This is a genomic window from Zhongshania marina, from assembly GCF_002915595.1.
Classification (GTDB): domain Bacteria; phylum Pseudomonadota; class Gammaproteobacteria; order Pseudomonadales; family Spongiibacteraceae; genus Spongiibacter; species Spongiibacter marinus_B.
In genome coordinates, this window is sequence record NZ_PQGG01000044.1 from 36827 (window position 1) to 47227 (window position 10401).

Annotated in this window: 9 protein-coding genes; 5 read left to right on the plus strand and 4 right to left on the minus strand. The window is 49.1% G+C overall.

Going from position 1 to position 10401, the window contains the following annotated elements; translation table 11 throughout:
- Position 1: 1 nt before the first annotated feature.
- Together C0068_RS18715 and C0068_RS18720 are read right to left on the minus strand one after the other, a co-directional pair.
- A complete protein-coding gene (locus C0068_RS18715) occupies positions 2-811 on the minus strand; it encodes a hypothetical protein (RefSeq protein ID WP_103685995.1) in 810 nt (269 codons plus the stop codon).
- Positions 812-2356, minus strand: coding sequence for a 2-isopropylmalate synthase (locus C0068_RS18720; RefSeq protein ID WP_103685996.1), 1545 nt, complete (start codon positions 2354-2356; stop codon positions 812-814).
- Between the two features lie 430 nt (positions 2357-2786).
- Here C0068_RS18720 and C0068_RS18725 point away from each other — a divergent pair, with 430 nt between their 5' ends.
- From C0068_RS18725 to C0068_RS18735, 3 genes are all read left to right on the plus strand, one after another.
- Positions 2787-4214 (plus strand): succinylglutamate desuccinylase/aspartoacylase family protein, encoded by a 1428-nt coding sequence (locus C0068_RS18725; protein WP_233208872.1) that lies wholly within the window; start codon positions 2787-2789, stop codon positions 4212-4214.
- A 312-nt stretch (positions 4215-4526) separates the two neighbouring features.
- Positions 4527-5099, plus strand: coding sequence for a cytochrome c oxidase subunit 3 family protein (locus C0068_RS18730; RefSeq protein ID WP_199176236.1), 573 nt, complete (start codon positions 4527-4529; stop codon positions 5097-5099).
- A gap of 1 nt (position 5100) precedes the next feature.
- A complete protein-coding gene (locus tag C0068_RS18735) occupies positions 5101-5358 on the plus strand; it encodes a cytochrome C oxidase subunit IV family protein (protein WP_103685998.1) in 258 nt (85 codons plus the stop codon).
- Between the two features lie 61 nt (positions 5359-5419).
- On the opposite strand, the gene C0068_RS18740 is transcribed toward C0068_RS18735, so the two are convergent.
- A complete protein-coding gene (locus C0068_RS18740; RefSeq protein ID WP_103686105.1) occupies positions 5420-6904 on the minus strand; it encodes an amidase in 1485 nt (494 codons plus the stop codon).
- Between the two features lie 241 nt (positions 6905-7145).
- Here C0068_RS18740 and C0068_RS18745 point away from each other — a divergent pair, with 241 nt between their 5' ends.
- Both C0068_RS18745 and C0068_RS18750 read left to right on the plus strand, forming a co-directional pair.
- Entirely contained in the window at positions 7146-7397 is a 252-nt protein-coding gene (locus C0068_RS18745) for a TIGR02647 family protein (protein WP_103685999.1), read from the plus strand.
- Positions 7398-7526: 129 nt separating this feature from the next.
- Positions 7527-8522: a metal-dependent hydrolase gene (locus tag C0068_RS18750; RefSeq protein ID WP_103686000.1), complete on the plus strand. Its 996-nt coding sequence runs from the start codon at positions 7527-7529 to the stop codon at positions 8520-8522.
- Positions 8523-8619: 97 nt separating this feature from the next.
- On the opposite strand, the gene C0068_RS18755 is transcribed toward C0068_RS18750, so the two are convergent.
- On the minus strand, positions 8620-10401 hold a 1782-nt coding region (locus C0068_RS18755; protein WP_199176238.1), incomplete at its 5' end, for a thrombospondin type 3 repeat-containing protein.

The following is a 10401-nucleotide window of genomic DNA, read 5'->3' on the forward strand; positions in this document are numbered from 1 at the left end:
GTTAGACAGCATCCTTTGAAGCAAGAGACAGCTGGCGCAATTGCTGCCAAAGCACCGCTTTTAAGCTGCCGTCTGCCAACATTGCCGCAGGCGCGGCACTAAATACGACATTCAAGCCAGATGAGGACAGCAATGCATGATCAAAATAGGCTTTGATCTCATCGCCAAATACCACAACACACTGGGCATCTTGGCGCTCTGCGTGGGCCATCACATTCCCTAACAGGGCATCTTTTGCTGCCTCGACTCCCTGCGCCAAGCAGAGGGTCTTTGCCACCGGCCACTGGAATTTAGCACTCGAAAAAGCGGGAGCCGCCTCAATCTTGTGATGAACTTTTACCGCAACAGCAATATTAGCCAGCAAACGCTTCTCGGAGGGATTAAGTGGCTTATCGCTGGTATCGGCAATAAATATCACGCCAATATTTGTTCCAACCAAATCAACACTAAACTCGGGATTAGGCTGCACCGCAGCATCGCCACCAGCCACAGCAGCGGGGCGCTTCTGCGGTTTCTCGCCTAGCGTTAGCCCCTCTAAATCAGAGGCAATACGAGATCGACTTTGGCCCTTGTCTAGCGGAGCAACAACAGCAGAGCCCGATTGCTCGGCATCGCGCTGGGCACTATGACTTTGATATTCGTTTTCAATATCGTAGCTGTCTGCTGCGCTCGACCCGCTGTCATCGTATTCCGGCACGGGAAAATCAAGATCACACAGCGGTGAGGCCGCCGCCCCTTCCAGCACAAAGCGTGGCACATAGCTGTCCACGCCCATCGCCTGCAAATAATCTAAGCGCAGTGCTTCGTTCACTTACACGCCCCGCTGAGGATGCGCTTTTAACACACCGGCGGCGAGTAAATTCAGCGCATCGAGATAGGCCTTGACCGACGCGACGATAATGTCGGTATCGGCGCCGTTGCCATTCACGATAGTGCCGTCTTTTTCTAAACGCACCTGAACTTCGCCTTGGGAATCCGTGCCGCTGGTAATGGCATTCACCGAATACAGCTGAAGGTTCGCCCCGCTACTCACAAGGCTTTCCACCGCTTTAAAAGCCGCATCAACTGGGCCATCACCCTCGGCGGATGCCTGCTGGGCAGCACCATCAATCAAAAGTTGAATATCTGCCTTGGGCTTAACGCCGGTGCGGGAACTTGCTTCCAAACCGACAAAGCTATAACGCAATTCACGCTCGGTTGGCTGCACATCACTCATTAAGGCTTGCAGGTCTTCATCAAAAATTTCGTGCTTTTTATCCGCCAGCTCTTTAAAGCGCGTAAACGCTAAATTTAATGCCGCTTGGTTGTCTAGGGTAATACCCAGCTCTTCCAGTCTGGCTTTAAACGCTGCGCGGCCCGAGTGTTTACCCAAGACCAATTTATTCGCGTTCCAACCCACATCTTCCGCGCGCATAATTTCATAGGTTTCGCGGTGCTTTAAAACACCGTCTTGGTGAATACCAGACTCATGGGCAAAGGCATTCGCACCAACAATGGCTTTATTGGGCTGCACAGGGAAACCGGTAATTGACGACACCAAGCGCGACGTCGGCACAATTTGAGTGGCGTCTACGTTGACCTCAACAGGGAAAATATCGGCGCGGGTGCGCACCGCCATCACTAACTCTTCCAAGGATGCATTACCCGCACGCTCACCCAAGCCATTTATCGTACATTCCACCTGCCGGGCACCGTGCATTACCGCTGACAGTGAATTCGCAACCGCCAAACCGAGGTCGTTGTGGCAGTGCACCGAGAAGATCGCTTTATCGGCATTCGGCACCGAGTTCATTATGCGAGCCACCATCGCGCCATACTCCCCAGGTTCACCATAGCCCACGGTATCTGGCAGATTGATCGTACGCGCACCAGCGTCGATCACTTTTTCAATAATGCGGCAGAGAAAATCATGTTCAGAACGAGAGGCGTCCTCGCAGGAAAACTCAACATCGCCGATTAAATTACGGGCGTGCTTAACCGCAGCCACTGCGCGCTCAACGACATTGTCCGGCGCCATGCGCAATTTATATTCCATATGAATAGGCGATGTTGCGATAAAGGTATGAATACGACCCGACTCCGCAGGGCGCAAAGCCTCTGCGGCGCGGTCTATATCCTCAGCGCCGGTACGCGCCAAACTGCAAATAGTGCTGCCTTTAACTGCCTCTGCCACCGCCCTTACTGACTCAAAATCGCCAACACTAGCTATTGCAAAGCCCGCCTCAATAACATCGACACCCATTTTTTCGAGCATTTTTGCTATGCGCACTTTCTCGTCACGAGTCATTGACGCACCAGGGCTTTGCTCGCCGTCGCGCAGGGTGGTGTCAAAAATAATCAGCCGATCTTTAGCCATGAAAAGCTCCCGTCATCATCGTCATTCGTCGCCAGCTAACAGCAGCCGTGCAATCTATGCGGCAATTATAGTCGGACATGAGCCAGACTTCTTGGCTCTTTTCACCATCCAGAGGGGATTTTTCGTCGTAACACAGCCCAAACTCGGTAAAAATGCCAATGCCCGTAAATGAACTTAGGCCATTGTTAACGTCAAACTCGGGGAGGGTCACAGCAAGTGAGTTGAAGCAAAGCGCAATTTACAGGCGTTTCTATTGACGAATTTGTATACAATTTAGCCCACAACTGTGGCCTGATCGATATAACAGTTAACAACAAACCAGCAAGCCAACAGTTTGCTCACCCAAATTAACGGAGTAATCCGCTGTATCATGCGACGCATCTTTATTTTTTGCATAGCACTCGTCCTTCCACTGCTAACTCAACACGCAGTGGCAAACGAACAATCGCCAAAGACACTTAACGAGTCCCGCGAGCTCAATTCCACCACCGTCAGTGAATTGACGAAAGAGGAAGGGACGACCTTTACCTCAAATAAACGTAGAAACACCTCTTTAAACAGCGATTTTGATAAAAACGCTGATTCACAAAACTCTTCGGAAGTCGCCTTCACCATTCTAGGGCAAGATATTTTACGGGGCAGCTTTGAACGCCTGTATTGGACTGCAGGCCAAGCCATCGCCGGCTTAGCCATGCCGACCCCCATTCTCGTTGCGGCGGGCAATAATCCCGGCCCCACACTGTGCTTAACGGCAGCGGTACACGGTGACGAACTCAACGGCGTAGAAGCCATACGCCGCGTGATGTTCAGCTTAGAAAGTGACAAGCTCAATGGCGTGGTCATAGGTGTACCTATCGTTAATATGCACGGCTTTCGTCGTACCTCGCGGTATTTACCAGACCGCCGCGACCTCAACCGCTATTTTCCTGGCGACCCCAAGGGCAGCTCCGCTGGCCGCATCGCCCACAGTTTCTTTAATGAAATCATCACCCATTGTGACCGTTTAATAGACATTCACACCGGCTCCTTTCACCGCACCAACCTTACCCAGTTGCGGGGCAATCTCGGCAAAGAAAGCGTGATGCAGTTCAGCAAAATGTTCCATGACGTTACCGTATTAGACGGTGCCGGCGCCCCCGGCACATTGCGCCGCGCCGCTGTAGATGCCGGAATTCCAGCGGTAACGCTGGAAGCCGGCGAGCCGCTGCGACTGCAGCTTAAGGAAGTGGTACAAAGCGTTAACGGTATTAAAGCCGTGATGTACCACATGAATATGATCGGCCAAAAGCCCAGTCGCGCACCCAAGCAAAACGTGTTTTACAAATCTACCTGGCTGCGCGCCGATCAAAGCGGTGTGTTTCTTACCGAAGCCAAGCTTGGCCAAAACGTAAAAAAAGGCGACATTCTGGGCACCGTCACCGACCCTATTACCAACCGCAGTTCGGTTATTAGAACCAATGTAGACGGTCAAATAATTGGCCTCGCATTAAACCAAATGGTTATGCCAGGCTTTGCGGCCTATCACGTTGGCATTGCGGCTGATGAGAAGAAAGTCGCCGCTGACAAAGTGGCAGACAGCGTCGTTGCAGAAGCCCTAGAGCCCGTGGCCGAGAACATGAAGGAAGTTGCGCGGGAGGCTGCACAAACCGCTGCCAAAACCAGCAACGACCCCGCCGAAGTTAGCGCGGCTGCTCGCAAGGCCGTACAAGACGCTGCCCGCAATGCGTCGCAATTAGTGGATCAGCCGAAATCAGACAAGGACAAAGAAAGTCCTCCTAGTGAAATAGACAAGGTAATTGACCCTGAATCCATTAGCTCTCCACGACCCAATGACGAACTTGAGGAACACCCCGAGTAAGCCGAGTGTACTCGGCTAACTAGAGATTCTAGTCATACACGGGCACTGCGCTTATGATGAACCGCAGTGCCCGTGCAGTGATTAGAACATATTAAAAATATCTTCATATTTGTACTTAAACCCACCAAAGCCCCGCCCCTCCTAAATTTGATCTACACATGCGCAGCCCTTGTCTATAAACCCATTTTCTTATTAGCTTATAAGGCTGTCACGTACCATTCGGTATGTGCTAACTTCTGCTTAGAAATGCTGGTGCTCATTTAGCCCTACAAAATCCGCACCTAATAAAATCCCTGTACATAGGAATAATGTGTGAATAAGAGTGTTAAAGAAAAACATATACCTGGGGAGACCGGTATATGGGTATTTGTGCTTGGCGATATGTTTATCTTTGGCTTGTTTTTCGTCACCTTTGCCTATTATCGCAGCTTAGATATCGCCCTGTTTCAACAATCTCAGCTTGAACTCAATCAAAATTGGGGCGCCCTAAATACCGTTTTACTGCTCACCAGTTCGTGGTTTGTTGTTATTGGCATGAGTGCTATTCGTAAAAATCTTAGATCGATGTCTCGGGCTTGTTTGTCTTTAGCTTGGCTCTGCGGCTTCGGTTTTGGGGTCGTTAAATTCTTTGAATACGGTGAAAAAATAGAGCATGGCATCACCTTAACCAGCAATGATTTTTTCATGTACTACTACATTTTCACCGGCATTCACTTTCTTCACCTCATTATTGGCCTATGTGTTTTAGCTTATTTAATTTTGCGTCTAGGTAAGAATAAGCCTTTGGCTGAAGATTTGCCGCTGCTAGAGGGCGGCGCGACATACTGGCATATGGTCGATCTATTATGGATCGTGCTGTTTTCAATTCTCTATTTAATTAAATAATATGAAATCAATTTTCTTACAAACTAATACAGCTATATGGGCGCTACTAGCACTGGCAACGGTATTATCGTGGTATATGGGTAGCGATGCCGCACTCAATATTCCGGCGGCAATGCTTTTAATCGCGTTCTTTAAAACCCGTCTCGTGATTATGCATTTTATGGAAGTAAATCACGCGCCACTGGGCCTACGCCTTGTTTGTGAAGCCTGGGGAATAGTATGTTGTGCGGCGCTAATTGTGCTGTATCTACCAAGCTAACTTAGTAGCGAGCAATGAGTATTAGCGCCCAATAAGCCACAAACAAGCTGTGATTTATTTGCTATAAACTCGTCATATTCGCGACCGATGTAAAACCCAGTTCTCGTTCTAGCTGTGCAGCCAGACTAAACAAGGTTTCCTCATCATTCATACGTCCGGTAAATTGCATGCCAATTGGCAGACCGTCTTGACTGATATGCAGGGGCACCGACATCGCCGGTAGCCCAGTAATATTGCCCATCATTGTAAATGCCATTTTCTCTAATACCGGCGACGCCATTTGCTCAACAAGGCCTGAGCGCAGCAATAATTTGCCAACATTTACACGGTGCGAGGCAAGCATCAGTAGCTCTTCAAAACGACTATTTGGCAACTGTCCGTGTGGAACGGCTGGTGTCGGCACCGTGGGGCATAACATAAGGTCGTGATTTTCAAGCAAACGCCCCATCGCCAACTGAATATCGTGCCAGCCCTTTTTTGCGCTAACAAAATCTGCGGCACTCAATGAGCGGCCAATCATCGCCATATTTTTAGTGGCCGGCTCAAATTGATTGACGCATGCCGCGCCGTATACAGACTTATATCCCGCAACCATAGCGGCGACTTCTCCGCATACCACTACAAAAAAGTCGCGCCAAAATCGCTCGATATCAATATCGGGCTCAAGCTCAACCACCTCATGACCAAGCTCACTTAACTGCTTTGCGGTTTTATTTAAGGCGGCTTCTACGTCGGCATGTACGTCCGTATTCACCAAAGGCCTTCTGCTCAAAGCGATGCGCAGCGACTTAGGCTCACGCTGGGTAGCGGACAAAAACGACGCACTCGGCGGGGCAATATTATACGGCGCACCAATTTCATGGCCGCTGGAGCAATCAAGCATGGCGGCACTGTCGCGTACACTGCGCGTTAATACATGCTCGGCAACAGCGCCCTGCCAATCTTCACCTTGATCAGGACCTAAGGGGTTGCGCCCCCGCGAAGGCTTTAAGCCGAATACACCGCACCAAGACGCGGGGAATCGTATCGAACCGCCGCCATCGCCGCCGTGGGCCATAGGCACAATACCAGCAGCCACCGCCGCCGCGCTGCCGCCGGAGGAACCACCGGTGCTATATCCCCTTTTGTGTGGATTATGGCTAACACCGTGGGCCTTGGGTTCAGTCGTGATGATAAGACCGAGCTCAGGCGTATTGGTTTTGGCAAAGATATTCACTCCACTCGCCTTGTACCGGCGCACCAGCTCGCTATCGTAATTTGGCACAGCCGTCATTCCACGACTACCCATAGTCAGTGGCTCGCCGGCGAAGGCAGCTAGTAAATCCTTTAATACAAAGGGCACCCCCGTAAACGGGCCGTCTGCCAAGCCGGATTTAATCTGCTTAAAGGCCCGCTCGTCAAAGCGATGAATAATGGCATTAATCGCTGGATTGACCTCATTGGCACGGGCGATTGCAGCCTCTAGCACCTCGGTCGACGTCACCTCTGCAGACCTAATTAATTCCGCCAAACCAAGTGCATCGTATTGCCCGTATTCTTTAAACATTATCGGCCCCGCTTTTATGTTTTGATGATAGTAACAAGCAATTGCCACCCAATAACAATGCAGAAGCCCTAAAGAATCCCAGCCATGCACCATAATCCGCAAATAATCGAAATGCCTTTGGCCGTCGGCGCAATTTCGCGCTACAGTATTGCCTCTGGGCAGATAACAACGCTACCCTCCAGAATCAACAACAAAAGATCTATGCAAAACCTTTAATCCATAACAATACAAGGTTGTAGCTATGCCACTATCCAAAGACGTTTTAGACGAAATACGTGTACTCACCCAGTTCAACCCCGCTTCTGCCCTAGAAGGCATCAAGGTTCATCACACCGCAGAGGCAAGCACCATCGCCGCCACCCAACGCCTCTACGAAAAAGAGCTTATTACTCTGCCCGACGGCGGTTACCTTACCAATAGCGGCGTAGAAGTTATCCGCCACTTGGACAGCCTACTCACCGTATTACAATGCAAAGAGGCAGTCGCCAGCTAAGGCTAGCCGCACTGCCACCGGTTGGCAGCATGGATGTTTCTGATGCTGCCGCCTTAGCTCAGCCCCTATAACGTGATCCCCAAGCTCGTTTTCAGCTACACTCTCATGATTTAAATTACTGAGCTAATCATGGACCCTCTTACCCAAGGTTTACTCGGCGCAGTCGCCGTTCGCAATACCACTCGCAAACTGGCCAAACCTGGCGGTGCGGTTTTGCTAGGCTTTTTAGCGGGTATGGCGGCGGATTTAGACGTGCTGATTCGCTCAAACAGCGACCCCTTATTATTTTTAGAATATCACCGCCAGTTCACCCACTCGCTGATCTTTATTCCCTTTGGCGGCCTTATCTGCGGCTTAGTTTTATATAAGTTAATTGGGCGGCGGCAAAACTTAAGCTGGCGGCAAAGCGTCTTGTTTTGCACCCTAGGCTACGCCACCCACGCGCTGCTCGACGCCTGCACAACCTATGGCACCCAGCTATTTTGGCCATTTAGTAATGAGCGTGTCGCATGGAATATCATGTCGATTATCGACCCGCTATACACCCTACCAATAGCTGTATTGCTCTATCTTAGCTTGGCTAAGCAGCGACGCTGGGCAGCATCAGTAGCGCTGTTCTGGGTCTTCGCCTACCCCACACTGGGTTACGTGCAACGGGATCGCGCTGAAGCAGTCGGCCACAACATCGCCGCCGAACGCGGCCATAATGTGAATGACCTAGAAGCAAAGCCATCCTTTGGAAATATTTTGTTGTGGAAAATTGTCTATCGCACCGACGACGCCTATTACGTTGACGCGGTGCGGGTAGGCCATGACGCGAAGGTGTTTCCCGGCGGAAGTATTCCAATACTAGATTTAGCAAAGCTGCCTTGGCTAGTTGCCGACAGCAGACAAGCCATAGATTTAGCGCGTTTCCGCTGGTTCTCTAAAGGCTATATTGCTCAAGATCCAAACGACCCGAATCGCATTATCGACATTCGCTACTCCCTGCTTCCCAATGAACTCGACGCCCTGTGGAGTATCGAACTCTCACCCGATTCACCCGACAGTGCGGTGAGCTATCAAACCCATCGCACTGACGGTAGAACAAAACTTAGCCAGCTTTGGTATATGCTGACAAAGTAATTAATCAACGTCGTAACGAAAATATCAAATCGATAGTTAAGTACGAGCACTAAACTAGAGGACGCCCCTTTTTTAAAAAAGAGGCGTAATTTTCATACTAATCAACCGGTATCAAGCACGCAGTTGACGGATCTTTATCAGTACAAGCCGTCAATTGAGAAAGTACGTCGTTGGGAACAGCTGAAAATTCATCAATAGATAAGGGGCACAATGTACTGCTATCTCGATCAGTACAATAAATAAAGCACTGGCTATATGTGCGTATATCAAACAAATTACAAACACGCACCTCACAAGCGTCACCAATACCATCATTATCGCTATCAATTTGATCAGCATTAGGAATTAACGGACAGTTATCAACGTCATTAGGTACGTTATCGTTATCATCATCACTATGCATTACTGGATTAGAAAAACTATATATCGCTACAACCCCTTTGTATAAACCTATGCCACTACCTGGGGACGAAGAAACAAAATGATTTTCGTCAATATCAACGGCTGTACCACTTGCCCACCCCGAGCGCTCAGATGATCCGACAATTACCGTCTTAGAAACCAAAACCCACTCATTGCGGTCTACCCCTCTTACAAAAACATACGTAGTACCATTATTAGCCCCTTCGCCATCATTCCCTGGCTCGCCAACGACGATTTTGCTCCCATCAATAGCGATACTTTTACCGAATTTAGGCATACCTGTCGTTTTTACATCCGAGAAAATCGTCGCTACCTGTCCCCAACTACCTGCACTACCACCCTCATTTCGAGAATAAACATAAACAACACCACTCTCAGCGGAGCCTAACTCTGAACTTTGCGGGTCAGATACAATTGCTAACTCTCCAGAGACATCTACATCGAACCCAAAACTATTATTAGAAATATCTATGGGCGCCAACCGTTTTGCCTCCACCCACATACCACTCGTGAGATTCTTCTCAAAAATATATGCGGCTCCAGCCGATTCAGCGCCGACTATAACGATCCCGTTATCTATAGCGACAGATCTACCAAAATAGTCATTTATCTCACCGTCAGACGCCAATAGTTTCGCTTGTTGCTCCCATACCCCCTGCGAGTTTCTTTCGAACAAATAGACGGCTCCAGTCCTCGCAGTGTCTGCGCTCCCACCCCAAAGCGCAGACACTGCGATCACACCACCAGATACAGCAACAGATTCACCGAACTTTATATTAGCTACGGAATCGTCCGGAACAAGCTTTTGGACGAAACTCCACCCGGTCTCAGAGGACGAGCGAAAATACACATACGCAGCACCTGTCTCTTTATTCTCAAAATTAAATCCTTGAGGGGAGCCAACAATGGCAATATCGCCATCTAGCGCGACACTAGTACCAAATTGCTGATCTCGGTGTTCCACAGGAGCCTCAACTTTTAATATCTCACCCCAATTCCCTTCATTATCTCGACTAAAGAAATACGCCGCTCCATTATTTGAACTCTCTTCTTTAGCCCCCACAATTAGGGTGCCTCCACTAACAGAAACCGCCCCACCAAAATAATTATTACTTGGCTCTTCACCTGAGCTAACAATCTGCTCCTCAATAACATTTAAAAAATCACATGCGTCACCTAAACCGTCACTGTCTTGATCTTCTTGTCCGGAATTAGGTATTTCTGAACAATTATCTTCCTCATTATTTACATCATCACCATCAATGTCTAAATCGCATTCATTACCCTCGCCATCTCCATCTTGATCCTCTTGCAAAGGATTCGGAACCATTGAACAATTATCACTACTATCTTTTACACCGTCGCCATCACTATCCGTATCATCCGACGAATCACAGGCATCACCCAATCCATCTCCATCCACATCAGATTGGTTGCTATTTGCTACCGCCACACA